The following is a 25,850-nucleotide window of genomic DNA, read 5'->3' on the forward strand; positions in this document are numbered from 1 at the left end:
GCTGCAATGCTCTCTAGGGGTTCCAGCCAATCGATATGGCCTCGCGGGAAGCGTGCTGTCATCCCGTTTGATGCGTAAACTCGGCGCTACCGTCACTTTGCAGGAGTCCGTCATGCGCACTTTCGCCCGTTGTGTGTTCGGCGTTGTACTTGGTAGCGCTGCGCTGTCGCTGAGCGCGGCCGGCGCTGGCCAGTTGGATAATTTGCTCAATAAGGCAAAGCAGGCCGCGCACGGTTCGTCATCATCGAACCTGGGCAGCAACCTGCCGACCAGCGATATCGCCTCGGGCATCAAGGAGGCGCTGGCCAAGGGAACCACCAATGCGATCAACAACCTTGGCCACGAAGGCGGATTCTCGAATAACCCGAGCGTGCGGATTCCACTGCCGGGCAAGCTCGAGCAGGCCGGCAATCTGGCGCGCAAGCTGGGGCAGGGTGCCAAGGTTGATGCGTTCCAGCTGAGTCTTAATCGCGCAGCGGAAAAAGCCGTGCCGCAGGTTGCCGACATCTTCGGTGACGCGATACGCAAGATGACGCTGGACGATGCGCGCGGCATCCTCACCGGCGGTGATCATGCCGCCACCGATTTCTTTCGTCGCGTGGCGGGTGATGCGCTGACCGCACGGATCCACCCGATCGTGGCGCAAGCCACCGACAGCGTCGGCGTCACGCAGAAGTACAAGGCATTCACAGCAAGCAGTGGCGGTGGCGGCGGTGCGCTCGGTGGCTTGGGCGGTGCATTGGGCAAGTTCGGCGGTGGCAAATCGAACACGGACGGCAGCCCGCTCGATCTGGACAACTATGTCACCGCAAAAACGCTGGATGGCCTGTTTGCCATGATCGGCCAGGAGGAGCAGTCGATTCGGCAGAACCCCGCGGCGCGCAGCACCGACCTGCTGAAGAAGGTGTTTGGCGGCAATTAGCTCCACAACGTTTTTTGAACGTCGATGCTGCTTGAGTAGAGGCTGAACCCGGCGCATTGACTTGCATTCGCGTGATGCGACCACATCAAGTCAAGAGGGCGTTTTAGACGATGAGGCTTGCATGATTCACGAGATTTTGAGGATGGGCGACGAGCGCCTGCTACGCATTGCGCCGCTGGTGCCCGAAGCACTAATCGGCAGCGCCGAGCTGGATACGCTGATCGCCGACATGTTCGAGACCATGCATTCGGTCGGCGGCGTGGGGCTGGCTGCGCCACAGATCGGCGTCGACATGCAGTTGGTGATTTTCGGTTTCGAGAGCAGCGAGCGTTATCCTGATGCGCCGGCGGTGCCGCAGACGATCCTGCTCAATCCGGTGATCACTCCGCTGTCGCAGGATATGGAAGAAGGCTGGGAAGGCTGTCTCTCCGTTCCTGGCCTGCGCGGTGCGGTGAGCCGCTTCAGCCTGATCCGCTATGAGGGCATCGATCCCAAAGGCGAGCGCATCGAGCGCACTGCCGAAGGCTTTCATGCGCGCGTGGTGCAGCACGAATGCGACCATCTGATTGGCCGTCTATATCCCACCCGCATTACCGATTTCAGCAAGTTCGGCTACACCGACGTGCTGTTCCCCGGACAGGAGTTGACCGATGACTAAGCGTGCATTGTGGAAAGGCGTGGTGCTGGCCGAGAGCGACAATACGGTGGTGGTCGAGAACAACCACTATTTTCCGGCCGAGTCACTGCACAAGGAAAACTTTCGCAGCAGCGATCACCATACGGTCTGCGGCTGGAAAGGCACGGCCAGCTATTACGACGTGCTGGTCGGTGACGAGGTGAACGCCAACGCGGCCTGGTATTACCCTGAACCGAAGGAGGCCGCGAAAGAGATCAAGGATCACGTGGCGTTCTGGCACGGGGTCGAGGTGGTCTGATCTCTGGTGCTAGTCGATATGTCGCGGGTCGCTGAAGTCGATCATCAATCGCAGCTTTTGATCAAAGCCAGGTAAACATCGCGTCGCCCCGGGTATGCTTCATCCATCACTCTTTGGGGCGATCTGATGAATGTGTCCGGCGCCGCGCCTGCGCGTGGCTTTCGTTATTACGACATGCTGGTTGCCGGCATGGTCGCGGTCCTGTTGTGTTCCAACCTGATCGGCCCGGCCAAGGTCAGCGTGATCGATCTGCCGTGGATCGGTGCACTGAGTTTCGGCACCGGCAATCTGTTCTTTCCGATCGGCTATATTTTCGGTGACGTGCTGACCGAGGTGTACGGCTATGCACGGGCGCGGCGCGCGATCTGGGCCGGCTTCGGCGCGATGATCTTCGCCACGGTGATGTCGTATGTGGTCATCCACATGCCGCCCAGCGGCGCCGAGCCGTTCAATCAAAAGTTGCAGCCAGCGCTGGAGACCGTCTTCGGCGGTACCGCGCGTATCGCGGTGGCCTCGATGATCGGCTACTGGGTCGGCGACTTCGTCAATGCGTTCGTGATGGCTCGGCTCAAGCTCCTCACCAAGGGCAGGCATCTGTGGACGCGCACGATCGGCTCCACCGTGTTCGGCCAGGCTTTCGACAGCATCACCTTCTACCCGATCGCCTTCTATGGCATCTGGGAAAGCACGACCCTGGTCAAAGTGATTCTGTTCAACTGGACCATGAAGGTACTGGTCGAAGTGGTGCTGACGCCGGTGACCTATGCCGTGGTTGGCTGGCTCAAGCGCACTGAAAACGTGGATACCTTCGATTACGGCACGCGCTTCAATCCCTTCAGCCTGCGCGATGAAGGTGGGCAGGCGCCGCATGCGTGAGGTCGTCAGAGTGAGCCGCTTTGCGACAGAGCATGCGGGTGTGCCGGCCAGCGCACCGCGCAATGTCGGCATCGATTTGCTGCGCGGTCTGGCCATCGTGTTGGTGATTTTCAACCATATTGGCATTCGCATTCCGCTGAAGAAGACCGCGCTGGCTGATTTGCTGCCGGCGCGTTTTCTGTCCGATCTGAACTACAACGGCTACGAAGCGGTGTTCGTGTTCTTCGTGATATCGGGTTTCCTGATTACCGGTAACGCGCTGCGCCGTTGGGGCGATCTGGCGCGAATCGACATGAAGACCTTCTATGCGCTGCGCTTCTCGCGCATCGTGCCATGCCTGCTGTTGCTGGTGGCCTTGCTAAGCGCACTGCACGGGCTTGGCGTACAGGATTACGTCATTGATCGTCCTGGGCAGTCGCTACCTCGCGCCGTTCTGGCCGCGCTCGGCCTGCATCTGAACTGGTACGAGGGCATGACCGGTTACCTGCCGGGCAACTGGGACGTGCTGTGGTCGCTGTCAATCGAAGAGGTGTTCTATATCGGCTTTCCGATCGTCTGCCTGCTCACGCGCCGCGTCTGGATACTCGCACCATTGCTGGTGCTGCTGGCCGTGTCGATGCCGTGGACGCACGCGGCGCTGACGGACAACGAGATCTGGCAGGAGAAGGCATATCTGCCGGGCATGTCAGCCATCGCGATTGGCGTGATTGGCGCGCTGCTGGCGCGGCGCTGGCCGGTGCTTTCGATGACGCAGGCGCGCGTTTTGATCGTCGTGGGCGCGCTCGGCATGATCGCGGAAATGTTTGGTGGCCGCTTTCTCTGGCCGATCTTCGGTGACAGCATCCTGCTGCTGCTTACGGTATCGGCGATGCTGATGCTGATTGCCCTGCAGGCGCGCCCCGTATCGAGGGTCCGCAGATTCGGCTGGCTGGCTTCGTGGGGCAGGCTCAGCTACGAGATCTATCTCAGCCACATGTTTGTGGTGTACGGCGTGGTGCATGTTTACAAGGCCATGGGCAGCGATGTCACGCTCGGTTTTCTGTGGTATCTGCTGGCGTTGCCGCTGTGCTGGCTACTTGGACGTGCGGTGCAACGCTATGTGTCCCAGCCATCCGAGCGGTGGCTGCGTGCACGGCTGATCACGGCGAAGTCATCGATCCGCTTGGCGCAGGTGAACGAAAGCGCCTGAGCTGCAGCTCAGATTTCCAGCAGGTCGTGTCCCACGATCAGACGCCCTTTAAAGTGCGGGGCCACCGCGTTGCGCCATATCTCATCGGCGATGGGCGGATAGCCGCCCGGTACGAAATGGGTAAGCACGAGTGTCTTCACGCCGGCTTCGGTGGCGATGCGCCCGACCTGCTCGGTGGTGGTATGGCTGGCGAGCAGGTGTTCGCGCAGTCGCGCGGCGTTGGGTTCGGTGGCGATCAGCTTTTCCAGTGCGGGCAGGTACATCACTTCGTGCACCAGCACGTCGGCACCGCGCGCCAGCGCTATCAGATTGTCGGAGGGACGCGTGTCGCCGGAGAACACGATGGAACGATCCGGGCAGTCGAAGCGATAGGCGAACGCGGGCGTGACGGGTGGATGCTGCACCAGGGCGGCGGTGACTTTTACGCGTGCGTCCTGCATCACTACGCCGGCTGCGCTGAGTTCGTGCGGCACGATGAGCGGTGCCAGGGGCTGTCGTCCCTCGTCGGTGATGCGCGTGCGGATGTCGTAGTCGTTCATTTGCAGGAACAACCGCGTCATCTCGGCGAGCGGCGGCGGTCCCCACGTATCCACGCGTGTATGCAGCGGACCGGCCCAGGAGAGCCACAACAAGTTGCCGTAGTCGGCGTTGTGGTCGGAGTGCTGATGGGTGATGAAGACGTTGCGGATTGCGCCAAGATTGAGCCCGGCCTTTACCATCTGGCGCGCCACGCCGTTGCCGCAATCGATCACGTAGACCACGCCGTCGACAACAATGGCGTTGGCCGGCGCGGATCGATCCGCCTTCGGCGTGGGGCCGCCGGCGGTGCCGAGCAGGATCAGACGCGAGCGAGGCTTGGCGTTGGTGGCTTGCGCCATCAGGCGCAGCGGCAGCGTGCCGGCGGCCAGAGCCAGACCGCCGGCCAGCAGCAGGCGTCGACGCGAGGGATCGAAGCTATCGGTGTGATCGGAAGGTTGGCGCATGGGACTTGTCATCCGGGAGACCGGATGACAGTAGCGCAATGACGTGGGGATCGCTTAGCGATAGCACGTTGCAGAGGCCGTGCAGGTCATCGGTTTGGTGGGGTCACGCTTTGCTGCGTGTCGCCGCCGGTTGCATGTCGAAGGCAAGCGTCATTCTGGGCTCGTTATCTGGAAAGGGTACGGTGCCGTGCCACATATACGAGGGGAACAGCGCCAGATGTCCGGCCTTCGGACGAATCACCCGACGCGGTGATAGATCCAGTCCCAGTTCGACGGCAGGCTGGCCAAACTGGATGCAGCCGGTTTCCTGTCCGGTTTCCTGACTGACCGATGGCGGCAGTGATACATAGAAGGCTGAGCTCATCCAGCCCTCTTGATGGAAGTGGTTGGCATGGTGTCCGGACGATCGCAGCTTGACTGACCAGGAGCCCACCATCCTCACGCGGTGACTGTTCCTTCCGAGGAAAGGGTGCGTTGGGTCAACCGGCAAAGAGGCCAGCCAACGTTCCGTTGCCGCCTGCAGTGTGGCCCGGGCCATGGCGATCGTGGGGTCTGGCTTGGCAAAAAGATGCCCTGATGTCTGAGAGCCGTTGCGCACGCTCTGGTTGAGTGGGTCGCGTCCTGTCAGATGCATGCCATCCAGCGTGGCCTTCAATGCTTCCAGTGACTCGGCCTGGCTGGCAAACAACGGCATGGGTTCGACCTCGACCATGCCAACCAGTCGTTCGTAGTCCATCAGCCAGTACTCGCGAGGGTCGCCGGCCAGCCGCCAGGCGGTGCCCAAGTGGGCCCATGATTCCTGATTGGTGGAATCCAGAACGATCGCTTCATTCGCATAGCGTGTTACCGCATCCCAGTCGCCAGACCCATAGGAATGGCGGGCATAGGCGTTGAGGAAGTCCGCGCTGCGCAAACCAAGTACGGGGTAGGCCTGTGCATACAAGCGGCTGGCTTGTTCGCGCAGCTGCAGCGAATCGCATGCAAGGGCTTCCATCCACACAAGGAACAGGTCGTCACTGTTCGAGCGTCGCATTGCACGCACGAGATCAAGCGCTTCCTGACTCTTGCGCGCCTCGATCAGCAGACCGATGAACTCTATTTGCAAGGCGTGATTGCGCGGTTGTTGCCGCACGGCGGTGCGCATGATCGCGAACGGATCGTGTTCGGCATCGTGCTCCGTATCATGTGACCACAGCAATCGAGCGAGCTTCACCTGCCCGGGAGCGAAATCTGGATGTGTGATCACCAGTCGCCGGCTTTGTTCCATGGCTTCATCCGTACGCCCCAGATCCGCCAGCAGACCAGTGATGGCGTTTGAAATGGCGGGACTCGTTGCACCATGTCTTCGGGCCTGCTCGAAACTTGCCATGGCCTCTTCCAGATGCCCAAGCGATTGCAATGTCGTCCCTAGGTCGATCCACGGCGAGCTATCGCCCGGCGAAAGCATTGTGGCCTTGCGCAAGGCTGCCGCTGCCGCATCGAGATCACCCAGAGATTGCTGCGCCCTGCCCAAGCCCTGCCATGCATGTGCCGCATCGGGTTGCAATTTCACCGCATGCTGGAATGCCCCGGCGGCCTGCGTAACGTCACCCAGTTCCAGCATGATCGTGCCAAGCCTGATCCAGGCGCCGACGAAACCAGGCTCAGCCACAGTGGCAGCGCGGTAACTTTCGACTGCTGCTTGCCGTCGCCCCTGACGACACAGCCAAGTGCCGAAATTGAACAGGATGCCAGGGTGGTGCGGAGCCTGTTCCAGTGCATGCATGAAGCTCGCTTCCGCTCCCGCCACGTCCCCGACGTCGGCCAAGCACATCGCAAGCAACTGCAAGGCATCTGCCGAGTGCGGGGCATCTTTCACCACCCGTCGCACCAAGGCGAGGGCATCACCGGCGTGGCCCTGCCGCAGCAACTGATGAGCCGACTCTAGCTCTTTCAGCTGTGCTGGGGTCAATCGCTGCGGTATGCCAGGCGTCATGAGACAACCTCTCGTGCAAGGCCACTCGCATCTGGTTGAGATGTCCCCTGACGTCAGGTACGCGAATACCCCAGATCGCTCGCGTACACGGCCCCCACCAGACGAGCTCTGTGCTGATACTGACTGAGCGATTTGCGTCCGTCTACACTCGGATGCGCGATGCGCCTGCGCCAATATCCGGCAGATACCCTACGGGTCAGTGGGTGCCGGTATACCTCAGCGGTAGCGGTTGATCGTATCGCGCAGATCCAGCGCCGAGGCGCGTGCGGCTTCGACGAAATCTTCGCCGCTGCTGGCGTAGAGAATCGCGCGGGACGAGTTGATCATCAGGCCGGTGTGGTTGGCGGTCTGGCCATAGCGCACCACGGCTTCCACGTCGCCACCTTGCGCGCCGATGCCAGGTACCAGCAGCGGCATGTCGCCGATCAGTGCGCGGACTTCGGCCAGCTGTTTCGGCCAGGTGGCGCCGGTGACCAGGGCGCAGTTGCCGTTTGTATTCCAGTCGCGCGCGATGATCTGTGCCACGTGCTGGTAGAGCGGTTTGGCGACGCCATCGGCGTCATGCACGGTGAGATCCTGTAGATCGGCCGCACCAGGGTTGGAGGTATGGCAGAGCAGGATCACGCCCTTGTCGGCGCGATCGAGAAACGACTGGGCCGAGTCGCGACCGAGGTAAGGATTGAGCGTCACGGCATCGGCGCCGTAGCGATCGAACGCCTCGGTGGCGTAGTGCTGTGCTGTAGAGCCGATGTCGCCGCGCTTGGCGTCCAGGATTACCGGCACACCGGGGTGCTTGTCATGGATATGTGCGATCAGTCGCTCGAGTGCATCCTCGGCACGCAGCGCGGAGAAGTGTGCGATCTGCGGCTTGAATGCGCAGGCCAGATCGGCGGTGGCATCGACGATGGCGCGGCAGAAATCAAATACCGCATCCGGTTCTCCGTGGAATGCGGCGGGAAATTTCGCGGGCTCCGGATCCAGCCCTACGCAGACCAGCGAGTTGTTGCGTGCCCATGCCTGCTGCAGCGACTGCATGAAACTCATCGTGGTCTCCCGTCTTTGTAAGCATGCCGGCTTTATCAAAAGCCGGCATGAGATTTCAGCGCAAGTGCAACGTCCGTGAATTACGCCAGCTTCTTGTACTTCACCCGGTGTGGCCGCGCGCCTTCTTCGCCGAGGCGACGCTTCTTGTCGGCTTCGTACTCGTTGTAGTTGCCGGGGAAGAATTCGACGTGTGAATCGCCTTCGAACGCGATGATGTGCGTGGCGATGCGGTCGAGGAACCAGCGGTCATGCGAGATCACCATCGCGCAGCCGGGGAACTCGAGCATCGCATCTTCCAGTGCGCGCAGCGTCTCGACGTCCAGATCGTTGGACGGCTCATCGAGCAGCAGTACATTGCCACCTTGCATCAGGGTCTTGGCCAGGTGCAGGCGACCGCGCTCACCACCGGAGAGCGAACCAACGAGTTTTTGTTGGTCGGTGCCCTTGAAGTTGAAGCGACCGATGTACGCACGCGATTGCAGTTCGTAGCGGCCGATGGTGATGATGTCGGCACCGCCGGAGACTTCCTGCCACACGTTCTTTTTCGCATCGAGGTTGTCGCGCGACTGGTCGACGTAGGCCAGCTGCACGGTGTGGCCGAGCTTCACCTCACCCTGGTCCGGCGTTTCCTGTCCGATGATCAGCTTGAACAGGGTCGACTTGCCGGCGCCGTTGGGGCCGATCACGCCGACGATGGCGCCCGGCGGCACCTTGAACGACACATCGTCGATCAGCAGCTTGTCGCCGAACGACTTGCTGACGTTCTTGAACTCGATCACTTCCTGGCCCAGGCGCTCGCCCGGCGGGATATACAGCTCGTTGGTCTCGTTGCGCTTCTGGTACTCGACCGAGTTCAGCTCTTCGAAGCGATTGATACGCGCCTTGCCCTTGGACTGACGGCCCTTGGCAGCGGAGCGCACCCATTCGAGTTCGCGGGCGAGGGCTTTCTGGCGACCCTTTTCTGAGGCTTCTTCGCGTGCCAGACGCTCGCCCTTCTGCTCCAGCCACTCGGTGTAGTTGCCCTTCCACGGAATGCCGCGGCCGCGATCGAGCTCGAGAATCCACTCGGCGGCGTTGTCGAGGAAGTAGCGGTCATGCGTCACAGCTACCACGGTACCTGCGTAGTCGTGCAGGAACTGCTCCAGCCAGTCGACCGACTCGGCGTCCAGATGGTTGGTCGGCTCATCGAGCAGCAGCATGTCTGGCTTGGACAGCAGCAGACGGCACAGCGCCACGCGGCGCTTTTCACCACCGGACAGCGGCCCGATCTTGGCATCCCACGGCGGCAGGCGCAGCGCGTCGGCGGCCACTTCCAACTGGCGCTCAAGGGCATGCGCGTCGTTGGCGGCCAGCAAGTTCTCGAGCTTCTGCTGCTCGATAGCCAGCTTGTCGAAGTCGGCGCCTTCTTCGGCATAGGCGGCGTAGACCTCTTCCAGCCGCTTCTGCGCATCCAGAATTTCGGATACGCCTTCCTCGACGGCTTCGCGCACGGTCTTTTCTGGATCGAGCTGCGGTTCCTGCGCCAGGTAACCGATCTTGGTGCCGGGGTTGGCGCGTGCCTCGCCCTGGAAGTCGGTATCCACGCCGGCCATGATCTTCAGCACGGTGGACTTGCCGGCGCCGTTGACGCCGAGCAGGCCGATCTTGGCGCCAGGGAAGAAGGACAGCGAGATGTCCTTGATGATCTGACGTTTCGGGGGAACGATCTTGCTCACCCCGTTCATGGTGTAGATGTACTGCATGCAGCCTCCGTAGGCTTACCGCGCCGTCCACAGAGGGCGACGCGAAAAGAAAAATCGTCTAGCCGCCTATTATAGCGGCTTGTGGTGATCGGACGTTGACGGAGGGCGCTTTCGCGAGTGCTCCGGGTCCTGATCGAGTCACACCTCCGAGGCATGTCCATGCAGGTCGGCTGTCATCTGCCGGCGGATTGCCTCCAGCGCGCTGCGGCATGGCCATGACGGTGGCTGATCCTCGGTGAATCCCGATGGTTGGAACGCCTGCCCATGAACTTCAAAGCCATCGCGCTGCCCTGGCGCTATGTGAACGTGCTGGACTGGCAGCTGGCTCGACGCCTGCGCCCGCACGGACGTCTGGCCGTGTTTGCCCATGAGTTCGTGTGCTTCGGCGTCAAGCAGGCGTCCGCCTGCCTGTTCGGCGGGCTGATGGTGGCGCTGCTGCTGGCTACCTGGCGCTGGTATCCGGCCGATGCGCCGTTGGCGCGCTATGACTTCCTCACGCTGGCGGCGCTGGCGATCCAGCTGGTCTTGCTGCTGTCGCGGCTGGAAAGCATCGAGGAGGCGCGGGTGATCCTGCTGTTTCACGTCGTCGGCACGCTGATGGAGCTGTTCAAGACCTCGGTCGGCTCCTGGGAATATCCCGAGCCGTCGCTATTGCGGCTCGGCGACGTACCGCTGTTCAGCGGCTTCATGTATGCGTCGATCGGCAGCTACCTCGCGCGGGCGTGGCGGTTGTTCGATTTCCGCTTCACACGCCATCCGCCGTTCCGTTCCACCGTGGTGCTGGCAATGGCGATCTACCTGAACTTTTTCACGCATCACTATCTGCCAGATATCCGTGCGCTGCTGTTCGTTGCGCTGGCGTGGCTGTTCGGACCGTGCTGGGTGCATTTCCGCGTGCGACGCGTGCATCGACGCATGCCATTGCTGTTGGGTTTCGTGCTGGTGGCGTTGTTCATCTGGTTCGCGGAGAACGTCGGCACGCTAAGCAAGGCCTGGCTGTATCCGGCGCAGCGGCATGGCTGGCACATGGTACCGCTGGGCAAGCTCGGCGCGTGGCTGCTGCTGATGGTGATCAGTTATGTGATGGTATCGGCTGTGCACATGTGGCCGATGCGATCAGCGCGTCGTACCAGTTAGGCCTTGTCGGGCTTCGGTCGGGCCGCGTCGAACAGCGTGCCGGCGGTACGCGTATGCAGGGCGGTGGCGTCGAAGCCTTCCGGCAGCAATCCAGCGATTTCCAGCATTACCGCGCCATGTAGCGACGCCCAGATCTGGTGGCCCAGGATGGCCGCGTCGGCCTCGACGGCGCCTTCAGCGATCATCACTTCGACATGGGCGGCAATGGTCCTCCACATGCGCGCGTGGGCCGCGCTGTACTCGGGGTCGTCCTTGTTCGGCTCCGGGTATTCGAACATCAGCCGATAGGTTGGCGTGTTGTGGCGGGCGAAGGCGATGTAGGCATCGCGCACGGCACGGCTGCGGCTGCGGCCATCGCCGGGCGAGGCCAGAGCCTGTTCCAGCGCTTCGGAAAACTGGTGCATGCCGCGTGTACGCACCGCGGTGATGATCGCCTCCTTACCGGAAAAATAGCGATACGGGGTCATGGTGCCGCAGCCGAGTTCGACGGCGATGCGGCGCATGGTGACGGCGGCAGGGCCTTCCTCCACGAACAGCGTCGCCGCCGCCTGGCAGAGGCGCGCGCGAAAGGTTTCGGTTTCGTTCTCGCTGAGTGCCTTGGGCAAGATGACTCCGGATCAGTGGGCGGGCGCGGCCAGTCTCTTGCGGAAGAAGGTCAGCGCGTCGGCATTGATCTGCGCGTGGACTTTGACACGGTCCACTCCTGCCGGGTCGGTGCAGATATCGGGCGCTTCCTTGGTCAAGGCAGCGGAACACGGTGCGAGGAACACCCAATGATCCGCCTTCGGCACTGCCTTGACGCCGGCCAAGGTCTTGATCAGTGGCTGGATATGCTCGGCGTTTTCCGCGGGCAGCAGCACGTGGTCGTCTGTGCTGTAGTAGAGAAAGACCGGCCGGTCGATGGCCGCGGCGCCAGCTTTATCGAAGACCAGGCTCATCGGTGCCATGGAGAAGGCGGCCTTGACCCGCGGATCGGCGGTAGGGCCCCAGCGGGTGAGATCCTTTTGGACGCCTGCCATCATTTGCTGGAGCGTCTGGCCGTTCCTGGCGGCCTCCGCCTTGAACTGTTCGAGGGTGCCGCAGATCGACCGGTCGTCGGGTCGTCGCGTGCAGTAGTCGACAAAACGCTGGAACTGCGGCACGGCACCCACCACCAGCAGACTGGTGTAGCCGCCGTTGGAGAAGCCTGCGACACCGATGCGGTTCGCATCGATCAGGTCTTTCCAGCGGGGATCGTCGAGCAGGGCGCTGATCGTGGCCGACACCTGGACCGGCCGGCCGACCATCACCACAGCGTGGCCATCACCACTCTGGTCGTGGACATTGTCCCTGGGGTGTTCAAGCGTCGCGACGACAAATCCGTGGCTGGCCAGGTAGGTGGCCAGGTCATGGTGGCCCAGGTCGGAGCCGCCGTGGCCATGCGAGATCACCACCAGCGGCTTGGCGCCAGGGATGGCCGGAGCGTCGGTGGTGGCGGCAATGTCATACGGGCCTACGCGGGTGATGCTTTTGGCCTGCGCGGAGGGGTAGAACACATAACCGGGCATGGTGCCGCCGCTGACCGGATCGTGGATGCGGATGGCGTGGAATCCCACGCCGGAAGTGCTCTGAGCGAAGACGCTGGAAGGCGCAGAAACGAGCAGCAGGATCGCGAGACACCACGCGCGCGTGGCAAGGCTGCGGATGGAGATCGACATGGAGGTCCTGGTCAATGTTGATTGCGTACAACGTACAGTACATCGTACGGAAATGTCTGCGCAAGGCCCGGCGATGGCCCCCATCGCCCATGGCCGCTACACTTCAGAGTTAATCCCCGCCTATTACCCATGAGGTTCGAATGTTCCCCAAGGACTGCACAATCGCCGGTTACGACGAAGAACTGGCCAAGGCCATCGCCGACGAAGGCCAGCGCCAGGAAGATCACGTCGAACTGATCGCCTCGGAGAACTACGCCAGCCCACGCGTGATGGAAGCCCAGGGGTCGAAACTGACCAACAAGTACGCCGAAGGCTATCCGGGCAAGCGCTACTACGGCGGCTGCGAATACGTGGATATTGCCGAGAAGCTGGCGATCGAGCGATTGAAGGAGCTGTTCGGTGCCAATTACGCCAACGTGCAGCCGCACTCCGGCTCGCAGGCCAACCAGGCGGTGTACTTCGCGCTGCTGCAGCCGGGCGACACGATTCTCGGCATGTCGCTCGCCCATGGTGGCCATCTCACCCACGGCGCCAAGGTCAATTTCTCCGGCAAGATCTTCAACGCCGTGCAGTACGGCGTGAACGAACACGGCATGGTCGATTACGACGAAGTCGAGCGCCTCGCCGTGGAACACAAGCCGAAGATGGTGGTGGCCGGCTACAGCGCCTACTCGCAGCTGATGGACTGGGCGCGCTTTCGCGCCATCGCCGACAAGGTCGGTGCCTACCTGTTCGTCGACATGGCACATATCGCTGGCCTGGTCGCTGCTGGTGTGTATCCAAGCCCGTTGCCGCATGCGCATGTGGTCACCTCGACCACGCACAAGACGCTACGCGGCCCACGCGGCGGCATCATCGTCGCCAGCCGCAATGCAAGCGGAAGCGCCGGCGAAGAGATCGAGAAGAAGCTGCAATCGATCGTGTTCCCCGGCATCCAGGGTGGACCGTTGATGCACGTCATCGCGGCCAAGGCCGTGGCTTTCAAGGAAGCGCTGGAGCCGGAGTTCAAAACTTATCAGGCGCAGGTCATCAAGAACGCCAAGGCGATGGCCAAGACCTTTATCGAGCGCGGCTACAAGATCGTTTCCGGCGGCACCGAAAACCACCTGATGCTGGTCGACATGATCGGCAAGGACGTTACCGGCAAGGACGCGGAAGAGGCGCTGGGCAAGGCGCATATCACCGTCAACAAGAATGCCGTACCGAACGACCCGCGCAAGCCTTTCGTCACCTCTGGTCTGCGCGTCGGCACGCCGGCGATCACGACGCGTGGTTATCTCGAAGCCGATACGATCGAACTGACGAACTGGATTTGCGACGTGCTGGATAAGCCAGGCGATGAGGCCGTGATTGCCAAGGTGCGCGATGCGGTGACGGTGCAGTGCAAGAAGTTTCCGGTCTACGGCTGAGCTTTCTAGCATGTCGTCCTTGCAGATCGGACTCATCGGTGATCGCAATGACTCTGTCGTTGCGCATCGCGCTATCCCGTTGACGCTCGAGATGGCGGCCGTTGCGTGTGACGTGTCGATCGACGTTATCTGGATCGGCACGGATCAAATCGGTGATGGTGCGGCTTTGTCCAAGCTTGACGGCGTGTGGTGTGTGCCGGCCAGTCCGTATCGCGATATGGACGGCGCGCTCACGGCGATTCGCATCGCGCGCGAACAACAGATTCCCTTTCTGGGTACCTGCGGTGGTTTCCAGCATGCCGTGATCGAATACGCCCGCAACGTCATGGGCTGGACAGATGCCGAGCATGCCGAGACGGCCCCGCAGGCGGAACGCCAGGTCATCGTGCCATTGCTTTGCTCCCTGGTGGAGGTTGCCGACACGGTGCATCTGGTCGAAGGTTCGCGGCTGGCACGCGCGTATGGCGAGACATCGATTGCCGAGGGATATCACTGCAGCTATGGCTTGAGTGCCGACTTCCGCCACGCGCTGACCGACAGTCCGCTCCGTGTCAGCGCGCTCGATGATAGTGACGATATTCGCGGCATTGAACTGGATAACCATCCGTTCTTCGTTGCCACGCTGTTCCAGCATGAGAGGAACGTATTCAAAGGCCGGCTATCACCGCCGGTGCGTGCGTTCGTCGAAGCCATCATCCACACTCGGTAACCATGCATTGCCCCTTCTGCCAGCACGAAGACACCCGCGTGATCGATTCACGCCTCGCCGAGGACGGCGGAACGGTGCGGCGTCGGCGTGAGTGCCCGCAGTGCGGCGAGCGTTTCAATACGTTCGAAACGGCCGACCTGAAGCTGCCAACCATCGTCAAAAGTGGCGAGCGCCGCGAGACGTTCGATGAGCGCAAGCTGCGGGTGAGTTTCGAGCGTGCGTTACAGAAGCGTCCCGTCACCAGCGATGCGGTGGATGCGGCGGTGCGTGCGATCGTCAATGACCTGCGCCGCAGCGGCGACCGCGAGGTGCCGTCGCGCGAGGTGGGTGAGTTGGTGATGCGTGAACTGAAGAATCTCGACCAGGTAGCCTACGTGCGTTTCGCCTCGGTCTATCGCAGTTTCGAAGACGTACACGCCTTTCGCGAAGAGATCGAAAAGCTCGAGCGCGATCTGCCGGGGCTGGAAACACTGCAACTGCAGCTGCTCGGCGAAACCGCCGCCAGGCGCACCAAAAAAAGCTGATCGGCTTCGCGCACCGATGTAAGGAGCAAGCATGTTTGTGGCCATCTACCGTTGGCGTCTGCACCCCGAGCTGGAGCAGGACTTCATCGCCAACTGGCACCGCATTACGCTGTTGGGAGTTGCGGCGGGCTCGGGCGGCTCCAGTCTGTTCAAGGATACGGAAGGCTGTTGGGTTGCAATCGCACGGTGGACATCGCGCGCGGCACGCGAACATTTTTTCCAGTTGATGGAAGGCGATGACGCCGAGCCCGGCATGCGCGAGCGCGCGGCCCTGGCGATCATCGAGCGCCTGCCGCCGCAGGAGTTGGAAAGCGTGCTGGATTACTGGGCGCCATTCCCTGAATCCAACGCGGCATCCGGTTCATGACGGCTTTCAGCGCCATGGATCATGGCCATATGGCACACGCGCTGCGACTGGCCGAGCTTGGGCTTTACACCACGCAGCCGAATCCACGCGTGGGCTGCATCATCGCGCACGGGGAGCGGGTCGTCGGTGCAGGCTGGCATCAGCGCGCCGGTGAACCGCATGCGGAAGTGTTCGCCCTGCGCGAAGCGGGCGAACGGGCTCGAAGCGCGACCGCTTACGTTACGCTGGAACCTTGCGCGCATCACGGCAGAACGCCGCCATGCGCCGAGGCGCTGATCGCGGCGGGCGTGGCACGCGTGGTGATCGCTGCGGAAGATCCCTTCCCGCAGGTCGCAGGACGAGGTATTGCCATGCTGCGCGAGGCTGGCATCAGCGTTGAAAACGGTTTGATGCGTGATGCCGCGCGCGAACTCAATATCGGCTTCTTCAGCCGCATCGAGCGCGGCCGGCCCTGGTTGCGCATCAAGCTGGCGATGAGTCTGGACGGTCGCACCGCGCTGGCCAACGGCGAGTCCAAGTGGATTACCGGCGAAGCCGCGCGGGCCGACGTGCAGCGCTGGCGTGCGCGCAGCTCGGCCATCCTCACCGGCAGTGGCACGGTGCTGGCGGACAATCCGCGTCTGACCGTGCGCCTGCCCGACGATCAGGCATTTACGCCGCCGTTGCGCGTGGTACTGGATCGTCAGCGGCGCACGCCGGCAGGCAGTCATGTACGGGATGGCAGTGTGCCGACCCTGATTCTTCACTCGGCGACGATCGATGATTCCGCTGACGAAGGCGGCGAACCTTCCAGTCCGTCTGAATACCTGTTCGTGCCGGAGCAGGGCAACGCGCTCGACCTGAAGGCTGCGCTGACGCTGCTTGCCGAGCGCGGTTGCAATGAAGTCCAGGTGGAAGCCGGCCCGGTACTCTGCGGCGCGCTGTTCGCCGCCGGCCTGGTCGACGAGCTGTTGCTCTACATCGCGCCGCTATTACTGGGCGATAGCGCCCGCCCGCTACTGCACCTGCCCTCGCTGGACGACATGGCCCATCGCTGGAAGCTTCAAACGATTGAACATAGGCAGATAGGTGAAGATTGGCGCTTACGGTTACGTCCGGCCATCTCTATCTGAATGAAGAACCGTCTCGTTCAATAGGCGATCCAGCACGCTGAAGTTATAGGCTTGAGCATCAACTGGAGAGGCCGCCAGGGCAAGTCGGGCCAACTGGTCTTCGATGAAGCGATTGATGACAGGCATGGCTGGGGCGTTTTCACTCTCTTTTGCCTGTCGTTTGATTATCAGTAACGCACTGATCGCGGCGAGCAGGTCATCGTCGAAAACCAGTGGGTCGACCAATTGCTGGAATGCCATGGGAACCGGACCACGGCCTTGTTCTATCCACAGGCAAGCAAGAAGTGGCCGAAGTACGTACAGATACTTTTTCAGGCGCACGGTTTCGCCTTGCAAATGCTGGCGGTAGTTCTTTCTTGCCATGTGCAGATAGTGATGAAATGCGCGCTCCGGTCGATAAACCTGTGGCAAGGCATTTCTGATTGCGGTGATGAAGGCCTTGTTCTGGCGATATACCACGGGCGAAGAGAGCCACTCGACCAACGTGGCATTGCCTTGTCTTAATAAACCGAGCGCCTTTCGAAGCTCCCATCCGCTGACGTCGTAAACCGCGTCGATAGGAATTTCGATGACGTCACGTGCGGGAAAGACGGTGAGATACCAGTCAGTTTTATGCACGTAAACAAAGCGAACATCGTAATCACTGTCGGGAGAGGCGAAGCCCCAGCCACGGCTGCCGGATTCGCAGGCATAGAGAATATGCACGTCGTGTCGGCGTTCCACTTCATCGATGGTTTGCATGATCTGCGCGCCAATCTCCGGGTCAATCGGATGGTCGGCATGGTTTATTGTGTTGATGGACATTGCGCGGCGGACTCTGGTCGTTATGGCAGGATCTGATGATCAGGCACGGTGTGGCTCGGGTAAATCATCGGTTGTTCCTCAGGGTGAACGTAGTATTTCACCCCTTTGCGCTCAGGCATCCCTGGATGCGGTGTTAGAATGCACAAGTCGGCTTGCCGGCAAACACCATAGCGTCTTCAGGGCGGGGCGAAATTCCCCACCGGCGGTAGGTTGAAGGGCGGCCTTTATGGAGGCTTTCCGACAGCGAGCCCGCGAGCGCCTCGGCCAACTCCGTGAGGAGTTAGACAGAGGGTCAGCAGATCCGGTCAGAATCCGGAGCCGACGGTTGGAAGCTGGCGACAGTTTCCAGAAAGTCCGGATAAAAGAAGACGGTCGAACGTGCAGCCTCGCGGTTGCGCGCCGACCTCGTGCCTTGGGGCGTTTCTTCGCATGCATTCAACGCGGGAAACGTTTCATGAAACTGATCCAGTTGTTCCAGTCGATCATCCTCTCGAGCATCCGCCTCCTGCCGGAGGTGCGCTGATGTTTACCGGCATTATTCAAACCGTTGGTCGTATAGCGCGGCTCGAACCGCGTGGTGGCGATGTGCGTCTGGCCATCGATACGGCCGGACTCGATCTCGCCGACGTGCAACTGGGCGACTCGATTTCTGTCTCCGGCGTATGTCTCACCGCGATCACGCTGGAGGCGCGCGGCTTCAGCGCCGATGTTTCCAACGAGACGTTGTCACTGACTACGCTGGGCAAGCTGAAAGCCGGCGACCCGGTGAATCTGGAAAAGGCGTTGCGTCTGGCCGATCGTCTCGGCGGTCATCTGGTTTCTGGGCACGTCGATGGTTTGGGCAAGGTGGTGTCGATCACGCCGGATGGCCGTTCGCAGCGTTGGGTATTCGAAGTGCCCGCCGCGCTGGCGCGCTATATCGCTGCCAAGGGTTCGGTCTGTATTGACGGCACCAGCCTCACTGTCAACGAAGTGGCCGGGCAGCGCTTTGGCGTCAACCTTATTCCGCATACCGTCGAAAACACCGCCTTCCATGCGCGTCGCGTCGGCGATGCGGTGAACATCGAAGTGGACGTGATCGCGCGCTACGTCGAGCGCCTGCTGGCCAACCGCGATGCGCCGAAGCTCGACGAGGCCTTTCTGAAACAACACGGCTTTGCCTGAGCTCAACGCTTCTAGTTCGCGATGCCCTTGGCGTCGCGCAAAAAAACCTGCAGGGAACACTCATGGCCTTCAATACCATTCCTGAAATTCTGGAAGACATCCGCGCCGGTCGCATGGTGGTGATCCTCGATGACGAGGACCGCGAGAACGAGGGCGATCTGATCATGGCTGCCGAGAAAGTGCGCGCCGAAGACATCAACTTCATGGTGCGCGAGGCGCGTGGTCTGGTCTGCCTGACGCTGACTGAACAACGCACGCGCCAGCTTGGCCTGAAGCCGATGGTCAGTGACAACACCTCGCAATACCACACCAATTTCACTGTCTCGATCGAGGCGGCCGAAGGCGTGACCACCGGCATCTCGGCGCACGATCGCGCGCGTACCATCCAAGTGGCGGTGAAGCCCGATGCGAAGCCGCAAGACATCAACCAGCCGGGCCACATTTTTCCGCTGACCGCACAACCGGGTGGTGTACTCACACGCGCCGGCCACACCGAGGCAGGTTGCGATCTGGCTGGCCTTGCGGGACTTGAGCCGTCCGCCGTGTTGATCGAGGTGTTGCATGAAGACGGCTCGATGGCGCGTCGCCCTGAGCTCGAAGTCTTTGCGGCCAAACACGGTTTGAAGATTGGCTCGATCGCCGACCTGATCCGTTATCGCCTGGAAACTGAAAAGACCGTGACGCGTGTCTATGAGGACGACGTGCAGACCGAGTTCGGTCCATTCAAGCTGATCGCCTATCGCGACGCCATTCGCAAGGGCCTGCACTACGCGCTGGTGCGCGGCACCGTCGATGACGGCGCCCCCGTGCTGTCGCGCGTCCACGTGCGCAACACGCTTTCGGATGTGCTTCATCTGCAGCGCGACGATCTGGGCCTTACCGTCACCTCGGCCTTGCGCCGCATTGCCGATGAAGATCGCGGCGTACTGCTGGTGCTGTCCGGCGAAGACACGCCCGAAGCGCTGCTGGCACGCCTCAACCGCCAGCCCACCACGCAGGCGCCTGAAGAAATGCAGCAACAGGAATGGCGCCAGCACGGCTTGGGTGCGCAGATCCTGGTCGATCTGGGCGTGCATCGGCTGCGCGTGCTTGGCACGCCGCGAAAGCTGGTGGGCCTGGGTGGCTTCGGGCTTGAGGTGACGGAGTACGTCTGAGCGCGACGCGCCACTGCAAATGCTCTTCGGTGCCCCGTTTTCAACATGCCGCAGGTACTGCTTACCGGCATACTCCAGCTTTCTCACCGACTGACCGTGACGATGACACATACAGCTGTCCGCCTGCTGGCCCCCTCCGGTTATCCACACGATCGCGCTGCGATGGCGCGTGGCGTGACGCGCCTGCGTGAGGCGGGCTACGAGGTGAGTGGACTGGATGTACTCGATCGCGTCGAGCTGCGTTATGCCGGCAGTGATGCGCAGCGCGCTGCCGATATCAACGCGCTAGCTTCGATGGATTCCCTGCCTGACATCGCACTCGCGGTGCGTGGGGGGTACGGTGCCACGCGCCTGTTGCCGCATCTGCACTACGAGGAATTGCGCGAACGCCTGACCGGCAGCGATATCGTGCTGGTCGGTCATAGCGACTTCACTGCGATCCAAATGGCTCTGCATGCGAAGTGCGGGCTGGTGACTTTCGGGGGGCCGATGCTGGGCCCGGATTTCGGCGCCGAGGTCGCCAGCGAATTCACCCTGCAGCATTTCTGGAACACCATGCGCGCGCCGCAGTCTTCGGCCGCCTGGAGCACGAGCGATCAGGTCGATATCGACGTGGAAGGTCCGCTCTGGGGCGGCAATCTGGCGATGCTGTGCAGCCTGATCGGCACGCCGTATTTCTCGGCGATTGACGGCGGCATCCTGTTTGTCGAGGACGTCACCGAGCCACCATTCCGCATCGAACGGCTGCTGTATCAGCTGCATTTGTCGGGTGTACTGGGTCGCCAGCGCGCGCTGTTGCTGGGTGACTTCACCCAGTGCAAGGCCAGCAGCTACGACAACGGCTACAACCTGACGCAAGGTTTCGCGCAGTTGCGTGGTGTGGTCAATATTCCGGTCATCGACGGCTTGCCGTTCGGCCACGAACCGAAAAAATTCACCCTGCCGTTCGGTGCGCCAGCGCGGTTGCGGGTGTCTGGCGGCAAGGCGCAGTTGGATTTCAGCGGTTATCCGCATCTCAAGCGCTAATGCCTGAATAGCCATCCGGTACCTGCAATCAAGCAGGAGTGCTGGCAAACCCGTAAAATGCGCAGTCAGCCTGGACTGCGGTCCACCAAGGAATACGTAAATGAAGATCATCGAAGGCGATTTCGCCACACCCAAGGGCAAGTTTGCCATCGTCGCCGGCCGCTTCAACGGCTTCGTCGTCGAGCCACTGGTCGCCGGTGCGCGCGATGTGCTGGTACGCCATGGCGTGAAGGATGACGCGATCGAGCTGATCCGCGTACCGGGCGCCTGGGAGATCGCGCTGGCCGCGCATAAGCTGGCCAACTCCGGCAAATACGCCGCAGTCATCGCACTGGGCGCAGTGATACGCGGCAGCACACCGCACTTCGATTACGTCGCCGGCGAATGCGCCAAGGGTCTTGCGCAGTCCGCATACAGCTCCGGTGTGCCGGTGGCGTTCGGCGTATTGACCACCGACAGCATCGAGCAGGCGATCGAGCGCTCGGGCACCAAGGCCGGCAACAAGGGCGTCGACGCCGCACTGGCCGCGCTCGAGATGGTCAACCTGTACGGCAAGCTGTGATGGCACAGGCGCCGCAGGGCCTGGACATGGCCGCGCGTTCGCGCGCACGCCGTCGTGCGCTGCAGGCGCTGTATGCGTGGCAGCTCAGCGGCAGCCATATGAACGCGGTGATCGACCAGTTCCGCCACGAACAGGACATGGAAATCGCCGATCTCGAATACTTCGAGGATTTGCTGCATGGCGTGGAAAAAAACGTCGACACGCTCGACGAAGCGTTGCGCCCGCATATCGACCGCGAGGTCGCACAGATCGACCCGATCGAGCGCGCCGCGCTGCGACTGGCCACCTACGAACTGAAGTTTCGCCCCGACGTGCCATATCGCGTGGTGATCAACGAGGCGATCGAAGTCACCAAGCGCTTCGGTGCCGATCACGGCCATAGCTACGTCAACGGCGTGCTGGACAAGCTGGCCGCCGAACTGCGTGCGGTGGAGAAGCGCGGCTGATGTCGGGCGCAGCCAGCTTGCTTGAAGTGACTGCGCCTGTATTGGAAACCGAGCGCCTGCGCTTGCGTGCGCATCGGGCCGACGATCACGCGGCGCTGACGGCTACTTGGGCTGATCCAGTTGTGTATCGATATCTCAGCGGCCAGCCAACGCCACCGCCTGATGTGTGGATGCGGCTACTGCGCTACGGCGGGTTGTGGTCGGTGCTCGGTTACGGCTACTGGGCGGTCGAGGAAAAGGCCAGCGGCCACCTCATCGGCGATATTGGCTATGCCGACTTTCGGCGTGACATGACACCTTCGCTTGATGGCATGCCGGAACTCGGTTGGGTGCTTGCTTCGCAGGCGCATGGCAAAGGTTACGCCAGCGAGGCGCTTGCCGCCGTGCAGACGTGGGGCGACGCCCATTTCGGCGCGCACCGCTCCTGCTGCATCATCGATCCGGAAAACAAGGCATCGACGCGGCTGGCCGCGAAAGCCGGTTTTGACTTCTGGATGGAAGGCCAGGTTCACGGCTCTACCGTGCACGTCTTCACGCGCGACACGTAAACGCTACGCTGCCAGAGATAAGGAGATGGAATTCAGCCTGATCGAATGCATCCGCGCGCTCACACAACAACCGCGTGATGACGTCAGACTCGGCATCGGCGACGACGCTGCCTTGCTGTCTGTTCCGGTCGGGCAGGACCTGGCCGTTGCTATCGACACGTTGGTTGAAGGTGTGCATTTTCCGCCCGGCACGGCGGCGGCCGACATCGGCTGGAAGGCGCTGGCGGTGAATCTCTCCGATCTGGCGGCGATGGGCGCAAGCCCTGCCTGGGCTCTACTGGCGTTGACTTTGCCGCAGCCGAATCAGGCTTTTGTCGAGGATTTTTCTCGAGGCTTCGCTGAGCTTGCGCGGCCGCACCGGCTGGCGTTGGTCGGTGGCGATACCACGCGCGGACCGTTGAGCATCAGTGTCGCGGTGCATGGTTTTGTCGCGCCGGAAAAAGCGCTGGTGCGCACTGGTGCGAAGGTTGGCGACGCGGTACTGGTGACCGGCACGCTGGGCGATGCAGCGGCGGGTTTGCATGCGCTGGGCAATCCATTCCAGGCAGACGATAAGCACAGCAGCGCGCGCGATTTTCTTGTCGCCAGGCTCAATCGGCCCACGCCGCAATTGGCTGCTGGTTCAGCGCTGCGCGGTCTGGCGCATGCCTGCATTGATATCTCTGACGGACTCGTAGCCGACCTCGGTCACATTTGCACGGCAAGCGGCGTTGCCGCGGAAATCGACACCGCGCTGATGCCGTTGTCGCCCGCACTGATGGCGCTTTACGACGATGCCAGCGCGCAGCAGTTTGCGCTCACCGGCGGTGACGATTACGAGCTGTGCTTCACCGTGCCGATGGCACGGCTGGCCAACGTGCAGTCCGATCTTTCGCGTATCGGCTGCGGTTTTACGCGCATCGGCCGTATCGTCGAAGGTAGTGGCGTGAAAGTGCGTGGCGCGAATGGCGAATGGCTGGAAAGCGGGCACGCTGGCTGGGACCACTTCGCATGAGCACCAAGAAAACGCTCAGCGCCGAGCAACGGCGCGCGCTGCTCTCCACACCCGCCGGTTGGTTGGCCTGTGGTTTTGGTTCGGGCCTGACACCCGTGGCGCAAGGCACCTTCGGTTCGCTTGCCGCATTATTGCCGTGGCTGCTGCTGCGCAGCCTGTCGATGCCGCTTTACCTCTTGGTACTAGTAGTCGGTTTCGTCGTGGGCGTATGGGCCTGCGATGTCGCCGGTCGTGCATTGGGCGTGGACGATCACCGTAGCCTGGTCTGGGACGAATTCATCGGCCAGTGGATCGCGCTGGTCCCATTATTGATTCCAGCGCTGCTGCCGATTCGCCTGTCGATCTGGTGGCTACTGCTGGCTGGCTTCGCGTTATTCCGCCTGTTCGATGTTTGGAAGCCATGGCCGATCCGCTGGATGGATCGGCACCTCAAGGGCGGCATGGGCGTGATGGTGGATGATGTGGCGGCAGGGATTTTCGCGGCCATCGTGCTGGCGTTGGCGATGTATTCAAGTCGCTAGCAAAAACGCGCTTTTGCTCCGGTGGGGCGTGATGCGTCGCTTCGCAACAACCGAGTGCTCTGCGTTCGTTCACAGGCAGCCCATGCCTTGCAAGGTATCGGCAATCGCGGTATCGAGCTTCGTATGCGGCTCGGCACCGAGCAGGGCGACCAGCTTGCGATTGTCGAGTTGCAGTGGCTGACGCCACAGGTAGCGCATTTCACGTACTTCGCGGAATGTCGTGACGAAGGGCGATGCCAGCGTGACGAGCCACCAGGGGAACGATCGCAAGGGCAGTTTCGGATTGGCGGCAGCCTTTCGAACCGCATGCATCAAGGTATTGCCGTCAACCCAGTGGCCGCCAAAATGAAATCTCTCGAAGGCCGCCAGCTCGTTCTCGCGTTCCAGTAGCAACGCAACCGTGGTGCCGACATCCGGCAAATAAGTCCATGCGTGAGGCAAGTCGCGCTGTGCCGGATAACTTACGGAGCGTAGCTTCTGCCCCGGTTTCACCATGGCGTTAAACCAGTTGTTGCCGGCCCGTGGGCCGAAGAAATCACCGCAGCGAAGTATCAGCACGCGTACGCCGTCAACCGCTGCTGCTTCGAGGCGCTTTTCCATCTGCACCCGGATCGCACCTTTGCGCGTCTCCGGTTGCTGCGGCGAGCTTTCGGCCAACAGCGGTAGCGCGTCTGGTCCGAAATTGTAGACGGTGCCAGGCAACACGATACGCGCGTTGTTTTCCCTTGCGGCGGCGATGGTGTTGTCGAGCATCGGGAGCACCAGCGTATTCCAGTTTCGATAGCCGGGTGGATTGACGGCATGCACGATGACGCCAACGCCGCGCGCTGCCTTCGCTACATCATTTGCGTTCATGGCATCGCCCTCATGCCATTCGATACCAGCCGCCAAGTGGGCTCGCGTGGCGTCACGAACCAGTCCACGAACCGTCCAGCCGCGATGCACAAGCGCTGAAGCGATTTCACTGCCGGATCCGCCCGTAGCGCCAAGTACCAGAGCTATGCGTGCTGTTTCCATGATCTTCTCCCGTTGAATGTGGGAATCAGGATGGGCGCTTCGAGGCCAAATGAAAATTGGCTAAATGTGAACTTCTGCTATACATATATGCATGGCTATAAAAGAACCGGGTTGGGAGCTGTATCGGTCTTTCCTCGCGGTGATCCGCGAAGGGAGCCTGTCGGCAGCGGCGCGCAGCCTGGGCATGACCCAGCCAAGTCTGGGGCGGCATATCCGGCAGCTGGAATCCGATCTTGATGTCGTCCTGTTTACGCGTTCTCCGCAAGGGCTCGCTCCCACCGATCTTGGCGATGAACTGGCGACACACGCCCAGGCGATGTACGCGAGCTCCGCGGCCCTGCGTCGTGCCGCCTCGGGCAGCAATGCCGAGGTGCGTGGTGTCGTGCGCGTGACCTGCAGTGAGGTGATTGGCGCCGAGGTGCTGCCGCCCATTCTGGCTGCCTTGCGCCAGCAGCATCCCGGCATCGTGATCGAGTTATCGCTATCCAATCGGAGCGAGGATCTGTTGCGCAAGGATGCGGATATCGCCGTGCGCATGATCCGTCCGGTGCAGGCAGCACTGGTGGCTCGCTATATCGGCGCTATCCCGCTTGGACTCTATGCGCATCGTCGTTATCTGAAATCCAACGGCACGCCGCTGGTGTTGGCTGATTTACATCGGCACGCGACCATCGGCTATGACCATGACATGCCGGCACTGCGTGCCATCCGCGACAAGCTGCCGTTTGGCCGCGAGGATTTTTCGCTGCGGACCGATAGTGATCTGGCGCAGCTGGCGGCCATCCGTGCCGGGTACGGCATCGGTGGCTGCCAGTGTGCTCTTGCCGAGCGCGATAAAAATCTGGTGCGTCTGTTGCCGCAGGCTTTCGCGCCCAACCTGGATACCTGGCTGGTGATGCACGAGGATCTCAAAGCCAGTCGCCGCACGCGTCTCGTATTCGACCATCTCGCGCTGGCACTCGCGGATTATGTCGGTGTCGTGGCCTAGCCGGC

At 61.7% G+C, this 25,850-nt stretch carries 28 protein-coding genes and 1 riboswitch; of the genes, 20 read left to right on the forward strand and 8 right to left on the reverse strand.

Going from position 1 to position 25,850, the window contains the following annotated elements; translation table 11 throughout:
- Positions 1–112: 112 nt before the first annotated feature.
- The 5 genes from HDE80_RS01650 to HDE80_RS01670 all read left to right on the forward strand — a co-directional run bounded on the left by HDE80_RS01650 (position 113) and on the right by HDE80_RS01670 (position 3,922).
- Complete coding sequence (locus tag HDE80_RS01650; protein ID WP_184602002.1) at positions 113–922, forward strand: DUF4197 domain-containing protein; 810 nt, start codon at positions 113–115, stop codon at positions 920–922.
- A gap of 121 nt (positions 923–1,043) precedes the next feature.
- Positions 1,044–1,580 carry a peptide deformylase gene (def, locus tag HDE80_RS01655; protein WP_184667248.1) on the forward strand — a complete coding sequence of 179 codons (537 nt, stop codon included), beginning with the start codon at positions 1,044–1,046 and terminating at the stop codon, positions 1,578–1,580.
- Positions 1,573–1,857 (forward strand): DUF427 domain-containing protein, encoded by a 285-nt coding sequence (locus HDE80_RS01660; protein WP_184667250.1) that lies wholly within the window; start codon positions 1,573–1,575, stop codon positions 1,855–1,857. The genes def and HDE80_RS01660 overlap by 8 nt, the downstream gene beginning before the upstream one ends.
- A gap of 126 nt (positions 1,858–1,983) precedes the next feature.
- A complete protein-coding gene (locus HDE80_RS01665) occupies positions 1,984–2,733 on the forward strand; it encodes a queuosine precursor transporter (RefSeq protein ID WP_184667252.1) in 750 nt (249 codons plus the stop codon).
- Positions 2,726–3,922: an acyltransferase gene (locus tag HDE80_RS01670; protein ID WP_184667254.1), complete on the forward strand. Its 1,197-nt coding sequence runs from the start codon at positions 2,726–2,728 to the stop codon at positions 3,920–3,922. Before HDE80_RS01665 ends, HDE80_RS01670 begins: the two co-directional genes overlap by 8 nt.
- A gap of 8 nt (positions 3,923–3,930) precedes the next feature.
- Here the strand turns inward: HDE80_RS01670 and HDE80_RS01675 are convergent, their stop codons facing one another.
- The 4 genes from HDE80_RS01675 to ettA all read right to left on the reverse strand — a co-directional run bounded on the left by HDE80_RS01675 (position 3,931) and on the right by ettA (position 9,666).
- Positions 3,931–4,905 (reverse strand): MBL fold metallo-hydrolase, encoded by a 975-nt coding sequence (locus HDE80_RS01675; RefSeq protein WP_184667257.1) that lies wholly within the window; start codon positions 4,903–4,905, stop codon positions 3,931–3,933.
- Between the two features lie 103 nt (positions 4,906–5,008).
- A complete protein-coding gene (locus HDE80_RS01680; RefSeq protein WP_184667259.1) occupies positions 5,009–6,880 on the reverse strand; it encodes a tetratricopeptide repeat protein in 1,872 nt (623 codons plus the stop codon).
- Positions 6,881–7,096: 216 nt separating this feature from the next.
- A complete protein-coding gene (gene pyrF, locus HDE80_RS01685; RefSeq protein ID WP_184667261.1) occupies positions 7,097–7,924 on the reverse strand; it encodes an orotidine-5'-phosphate decarboxylase in 828 nt (275 codons plus the stop codon).
- A gap of 80 nt (positions 7,925–8,004) precedes the next feature.
- On the reverse strand, positions 8,005–9,666 hold the full coding sequence (gene ettA, locus HDE80_RS01690; RefSeq protein WP_184602009.1) for an energy-dependent translational throttle protein EttA: 1,662 nt from the start codon (positions 9,664–9,666) through the stop codon (positions 8,005–8,007).
- Between the two features lie 264 nt (positions 9,667–9,930).
- Here ettA and HDE80_RS01695 point away from each other — a divergent pair, with 264 nt between their 5' ends.
- Positions 9,931–10,803 carry a DUF817 domain-containing protein gene (locus HDE80_RS01695; RefSeq protein WP_184667263.1) on the forward strand — a complete coding sequence of 291 codons (873 nt, stop codon included), beginning with the start codon at positions 9,931–9,933 and terminating at the stop codon, positions 10,801–10,803.
- Here the strand turns inward: HDE80_RS01695 and HDE80_RS01700 are convergent.
- Both HDE80_RS01700 and HDE80_RS01705 read right to left on the reverse strand, forming a co-directional pair.
- Positions 10,800–11,408 (reverse strand): TetR/AcrR family transcriptional regulator, encoded by a 609-nt coding sequence (locus HDE80_RS01700; RefSeq protein WP_184667264.1) that lies wholly within the window; start codon positions 11,406–11,408, stop codon positions 10,800–10,802. The genes HDE80_RS01695 and HDE80_RS01700 overlap by 4 nt on opposite strands.
- A 12-nt stretch (positions 11,409–11,420) precedes the next feature.
- Positions 11,421–12,500 (reverse strand): dienelactone hydrolase family protein, encoded by a 1,080-nt coding sequence (locus HDE80_RS01705; RefSeq protein ID WP_184667266.1) that lies wholly within the window; start codon positions 12,498–12,500, stop codon positions 11,421–11,423.
- Between the two features lie 140 nt (positions 12,501–12,640).
- Here HDE80_RS01705 and glyA point away from each other — a divergent pair, with 140 nt between their 5' ends.
- Genes glyA through ribD form a run of 5 tightly spaced genes read left to right on the forward strand, consistent with a single transcriptional unit; the run spans position 12,641 to position 16,621 of the window.
- Complete coding sequence (glyA, locus tag HDE80_RS01710) at positions 12,641–13,909, forward strand: serine hydroxymethyltransferase (RefSeq protein WP_184667268.1); 1,269 nt, start codon at positions 12,641–12,643, stop codon at positions 13,907–13,909.
- 10 nt (positions 13,910–13,919) lie between these two features.
- Positions 13,920–14,618 carry a CTP synthase gene (locus HDE80_RS01715; protein ID WP_184667270.1) on the forward strand — a complete coding sequence of 233 codons (699 nt, stop codon included), beginning with the start codon at positions 13,920–13,922 and terminating at the stop codon, positions 14,616–14,618.
- A 2-nt stretch (positions 14,619–14,620) separates the two neighbouring features.
- Entirely contained in the window at positions 14,621–15,142 is a 522-nt protein-coding gene (gene nrdR / locus HDE80_RS01720; RefSeq protein WP_184602015.1) for a transcriptional regulator NrdR, read from the forward strand.
- Positions 15,143–15,173: 31 nt separating this feature from the next.
- Positions 15,174–15,509, forward strand: a complete 336-nt coding sequence (locus HDE80_RS01725; protein WP_184667272.1) for an antibiotic biosynthesis monooxygenase — start codon at positions 15,174–15,176, stop codon at positions 15,507–15,509.
- Positions 15,506–16,621, forward strand: a complete 1,116-nt coding sequence (gene ribD / locus HDE80_RS01730; protein ID WP_255483533.1) for a bifunctional diaminohydroxyphosphoribosylaminopyrimidine deaminase/5-amino-6-(5-phosphoribosylamino)uracil reductase RibD — start codon at positions 15,506–15,508, stop codon at positions 16,619–16,621. The genes HDE80_RS01725 and ribD overlap by 4 nt, the downstream gene beginning before the upstream one ends.
- Here the strand turns inward: ribD and HDE80_RS01735 are convergent.
- Entirely contained in the window at positions 16,598–17,425 is an 828-nt protein-coding gene (locus tag HDE80_RS01735) for a nucleotidyltransferase domain-containing protein (RefSeq protein WP_184667273.1), read from the reverse strand. The two genes, ribD and HDE80_RS01735, sit on opposite strands and share 24 nt — an antisense overlap.
- Before the next feature lie 168 nt (positions 17,426–17,593).
- A riboswitch (FMN riboswitch) is annotated at positions 17,594–17,799 on the forward strand.
- A 148-nt stretch (positions 17,800–17,947) separates the two neighbouring features.
- Between HDE80_RS01735 and HDE80_RS01740 the strand changes: the two genes are divergently transcribed.
- The 8 genes from HDE80_RS01740 (at position 17,948) to HDE80_RS01775 (ending at position 23,840) form a co-directional block, all read left to right on the forward strand.
- The gene (locus HDE80_RS01740) at positions 17,948–18,589 is read left to right on the forward strand and encodes a riboflavin synthase (protein ID WP_184667275.1); all 642 of its coding nucleotides are present in this window, start codon (positions 17,948–17,950) and stop codon (positions 18,587–18,589) included.
- 62 nt (positions 18,590–18,651) lie between these two features.
- Positions 18,652–19,743, forward strand: coding sequence for a bifunctional 3,4-dihydroxy-2-butanone-4-phosphate synthase/GTP cyclohydrolase II (ribBA, locus tag HDE80_RS01745; RefSeq protein WP_184667277.1), 1,092 nt, complete (start codon positions 18,652–18,654; stop codon positions 19,741–19,743).
- 102 nt (positions 19,744–19,845) lie between these two features.
- On the forward strand, positions 19,846–20,769 hold the full coding sequence (gene ldcA, locus HDE80_RS01750; RefSeq protein ID WP_184667279.1) for a muramoyltetrapeptide carboxypeptidase: 924 nt from the start codon (positions 19,846–19,848) through the stop codon (positions 20,767–20,769).
- A 100-nt stretch (positions 20,770–20,869) separates the two neighbouring features.
- Positions 20,870–21,331: a 6,7-dimethyl-8-ribityllumazine synthase gene (gene ribE / locus HDE80_RS01755; protein ID WP_184602022.1), complete on the forward strand. Its 462-nt coding sequence runs from the start codon at positions 20,870–20,872 to the stop codon at positions 21,329–21,331.
- Positions 21,331–21,777 (forward strand): transcription antitermination factor NusB, encoded by a 447-nt coding sequence (nusB, locus tag HDE80_RS01760; protein ID WP_184667281.1) that lies wholly within the window; start codon positions 21,331–21,333, stop codon positions 21,775–21,777. The genes ribE and nusB overlap by 1 nt, the downstream gene beginning before the upstream one ends.
- The gene (locus HDE80_RS01765; RefSeq protein ID WP_184667283.1) at positions 21,777–22,325 is read left to right on the forward strand and encodes a GNAT family N-acetyltransferase; all 549 of its coding nucleotides are present in this window, start codon (positions 21,777–21,779) and stop codon (positions 22,323–22,325) included. The genes nusB and HDE80_RS01765 overlap by 1 nt, the downstream gene beginning before the upstream one ends.
- Before the next feature lie 25 nt (positions 22,326–22,350).
- On the forward strand, positions 22,351–23,319 hold the full coding sequence (thiL, locus tag HDE80_RS01770; RefSeq protein WP_184667285.1) for a thiamine-phosphate kinase: 969 nt from the start codon (positions 22,351–22,353) through the stop codon (positions 23,317–23,319).
- Complete coding sequence (locus HDE80_RS01775) at positions 23,316–23,840, forward strand: phosphatidylglycerophosphatase A (RefSeq protein WP_184602026.1); 525 nt, start codon at positions 23,316–23,318, stop codon at positions 23,838–23,840. The genes thiL and HDE80_RS01775 overlap by 4 nt, the downstream gene beginning before the upstream one ends.
- 69 nt (positions 23,841–23,909) lie before the next feature.
- Here the strand turns inward: HDE80_RS01775 and HDE80_RS01780 are convergent, their stop codons facing one another.
- On the reverse strand, positions 23,910–24,857 hold the full coding sequence (locus HDE80_RS01780) for an NAD-dependent epimerase/dehydratase family protein (RefSeq protein WP_184667287.1): 948 nt from the start codon (positions 24,855–24,857) through the stop codon (positions 23,910–23,912).
- A 91-nt stretch (positions 24,858–24,948) separates the two neighbouring features.
- On the opposite strand from HDE80_RS01780, the gene HDE80_RS01785 reads away from it, so the two are divergent.
- Positions 24,949–25,845 (forward strand): LysR family transcriptional regulator, encoded by an 897-nt coding sequence (locus HDE80_RS01785; protein ID WP_184667289.1) that lies wholly within the window; start codon positions 24,949–24,951, stop codon positions 25,843–25,845.
- The last annotated feature ends 5 nt before the right edge of the window (positions 25,846–25,850 follow it).

The organism is Rhodanobacter sp. A1T4 (assembly GCF_014207185.1).
Classification (GTDB): Bacteria; Pseudomonadota; Gammaproteobacteria; order Xanthomonadales; family Rhodanobacteraceae; genus Rhodanobacter.

What these genes read in the sequence shown, in the direction of transcription:
- HDE80_RS01650 (WP_184602002.1), top strand. Translation starts at nt 113, where the DNA reads ATGCGCACTTTCGCCCGTTGTGTGTTCGGCGTTGTACTTGGTAGCGCT.
- def (WP_184667248.1), top strand. Translation starts at nt 1,044, where the DNA reads ATGATTCACGAGATTTTGAGGATGGGCGACGAGCGCCTGCTACGCATT.
- HDE80_RS01660 (WP_184667250.1), top strand. Translation starts at nt 1,573, where the DNA reads ATGACTAAGCGTGCATTGTGGAAAGGCGTGGTGCTGGCCGAGAGCGAC.
- HDE80_RS01665 (WP_184667252.1), top strand. Translation starts at nt 1,984, where the DNA reads ATGAATGTGTCCGGCGCCGCGCCTGCGCGTGGCTTTCGTTATTACGAC.
- HDE80_RS01670 (WP_184667254.1), top strand. Translation starts at nt 2,726, where the DNA reads ATGCGTGAGGTCGTCAGAGTGAGCCGCTTTGCGACAGAGCATGCGGGT.
- HDE80_RS01675 (WP_184667257.1), bottom strand. Translation starts at nt 4,905, where the DNA reads ATGCGCCAACCTTCCGATCACACCGATAGCTTCGATCCCTCGCGTCGA.
- HDE80_RS01680 (WP_184667259.1), bottom strand. Translation starts at nt 6,880, where the DNA reads ATGACGCCTGGCATACCGCAGCGATTGACCCCAGCACAGCTGAAAGAG.
- pyrF (WP_184667261.1), bottom strand. Translation starts at nt 7,924, where the DNA reads ATGAGTTTCATGCAGTCGCTGCAGCAGGCATGGGCACGCAACAACTCG.
- ettA (WP_184602009.1), bottom strand. Translation starts at nt 9,666, where the DNA reads ATGCAGTACATCTACACCATGAACGGGGTGAGCAAGATCGTTCCCCCG.
- HDE80_RS01695 (WP_184667263.1), top strand. Translation starts at nt 9,931, where the DNA reads ATGAACTTCAAAGCCATCGCGCTGCCCTGGCGCTATGTGAACGTGCTG.
- HDE80_RS01705 (WP_184667266.1), bottom strand. Translation starts at nt 12,500, where the DNA reads ATGTCGATCTCCATCCGCAGCCTTGCCACGCGCGCGTGGTGTCTCGCG.
- glyA (WP_184667268.1), top strand. Translation starts at nt 12,641, where the DNA reads ATGTTCCCCAAGGACTGCACAATCGCCGGTTACGACGAAGAACTGGCC.
- HDE80_RS01715 (WP_184667270.1), top strand. Translation starts at nt 13,920, where the DNA reads ATGTCGTCCTTGCAGATCGGACTCATCGGTGATCGCAATGACTCTGTC.
- nrdR (WP_184602015.1), top strand. Translation starts at nt 14,621, where the DNA reads ATGCATTGCCCCTTCTGCCAGCACGAAGACACCCGCGTGATCGATTCA.
- HDE80_RS01725 (WP_184667272.1), top strand. Translation starts at nt 15,174, where the DNA reads ATGTTTGTGGCCATCTACCGTTGGCGTCTGCACCCCGAGCTGGAGCAG.
- ribD (WP_255483533.1), top strand. Translation starts at nt 15,506, where the DNA reads ATGACGGCTTTCAGCGCCATGGATCATGGCCATATGGCACACGCGCTG.
- HDE80_RS01735 (WP_184667273.1), bottom strand. Translation starts at nt 17,425, where the DNA reads ATGTCCATCAACACAATAAACCATGCCGACCATCCGATTGACCCGGAG.
- HDE80_RS01740 (WP_184667275.1), top strand. Translation starts at nt 17,948, where the DNA reads ATGTTTACCGGCATTATTCAAACCGTTGGTCGTATAGCGCGGCTCGAA.
- ribBA (WP_184667277.1), top strand. Translation starts at nt 18,652, where the DNA reads ATGGCCTTCAATACCATTCCTGAAATTCTGGAAGACATCCGCGCCGGT.
- ldcA (WP_184667279.1), top strand. Translation starts at nt 19,846, where the DNA reads ATGACACATACAGCTGTCCGCCTGCTGGCCCCCTCCGGTTATCCACAC.
- ribE (WP_184602022.1), top strand. Translation starts at nt 20,870, where the DNA reads ATGAAGATCATCGAAGGCGATTTCGCCACACCCAAGGGCAAGTTTGCC.
- nusB (WP_184667281.1), top strand. Translation starts at nt 21,331, where the DNA reads ATGGCACAGGCGCCGCAGGGCCTGGACATGGCCGCGCGTTCGCGCGCA.
- HDE80_RS01765 (WP_184667283.1), top strand. Translation starts at nt 21,777, where the DNA reads ATGTCGGGCGCAGCCAGCTTGCTTGAAGTGACTGCGCCTGTATTGGAA.
- thiL (WP_184667285.1), top strand. Translation starts at nt 22,351, where the DNA reads ATGGAATTCAGCCTGATCGAATGCATCCGCGCGCTCACACAACAACCG.
- HDE80_RS01775 (WP_184602026.1), top strand. Translation starts at nt 23,316, where the DNA reads ATGAGCACCAAGAAAACGCTCAGCGCCGAGCAACGGCGCGCGCTGCTC.
- HDE80_RS01780 (WP_184667287.1), bottom strand. Translation starts at nt 24,857, where the DNA reads ATGGAAACAGCACGCATAGCTCTGGTACTTGGCGCTACGGGCGGATCC.
- HDE80_RS01785 (WP_184667289.1), top strand. Translation starts at nt 24,949, where the DNA reads ATGGCTATAAAAGAACCGGGTTGGGAGCTGTATCGGTCTTTCCTCGCG.